Annotated in this window: 1 protein-coding gene; it reads right to left on the bottom strand. The window is 56.1% G+C overall.

Features of this window, described 5'->3' with window-relative positions; translation table 11 throughout:
* The coding region (gene tuf, locus RR877_RS10645) for an elongation factor Tu (RefSeq protein WP_332628255.1) at window positions 1-949 on the bottom strand (949 nt) is incomplete at both ends.

The raw sequence follows: 949 nt of genomic DNA, 5'->3' as shown, positions 1-949 counted from the left end.
CAGACCGTCTTCCATTGCGATGGTCTTGATCAGGGTAACTTCCATCTGGATGTTGTCACCTGGCATTACCATTTCAACGCCTTCCGGCAGCTGGCAGTTACCGGTCACGTCAGTGGTACGGAAGTAGAACTGAGGACGGTAGCCTTTGAAGAACGGAGTGTGACGGCCGCCTTCTTCCTTCGACAGAACGTAGACTTCTGCGGTGAACTTGGTGTGCGGCTTGACCGAACCTGGCTTGACCAGAACCTGGCCACGCTCAACGTCGTCACGCTTGGTACCACGCAGCAGAACGCCGCAGTTCTCGCCAGCACGACCTTCGTCCAGCAGCTTGCGGAACATCTCAACACCGGTACAGGTGGTGGTGGTGGTGTCACGCAGACCAACGATTTCCAGTGGATCCTGAACGCGGACGATACCACGCTCGATACGACCGGTAACAACGGTACCACGACCCGAGATCGAGAATACGTCTTCGATTGGCATCAGGAACGGCTTGTCGATAGCGCGCTCTGGCTCTGGGATGTAGCTGTCCAGAGTTTCAACCAGTTTCTTGACGGCAGTGGTGCCCATCTCGTTGTCGTCTTTGCCTTCCAGAGCCATACGAGCAGAACCGATGATGATCGGAGTGTCGTCGCCTGGGAAGTCGTAGGTGGACAGCAGGTCGCGAACTTCCATCTCAACCAGTTCCAGCAGCTCAGCGTCGTCTACCAGGTCAGCCTTGTTCAGGAAGACCACGATGTACGGAACGCCAACCTGACGGGACAGCAGGATGTGCTCACGGGTTTGTGGCATCGGACCATCAGCGGCCGAACAAACCAGGATTGCGCCGTCCATCTGGGCAGCACCGGTGATCATGTTCTTCACATAGTCAGCGTGACCTGGGCAGTCAACGTGAGCGTAGTGACGGATCTTCGAGTTGTATTCAACGTGCGCGGTGTTAATGGTGATA

Source organism: Aurantimicrobium sp., assembly GCF_036667855.1.
In the GTDB taxonomy this organism is placed as follows: Bacteria; Actinomycetota; Actinomycetes; order Actinomycetales; family Microbacteriaceae; genus Aurantimicrobium.
The sequence above is the reverse complement of the archived record's forward strand: the minus strand, read 5'-3'. Positions and strand labels throughout refer to the sequence as shown.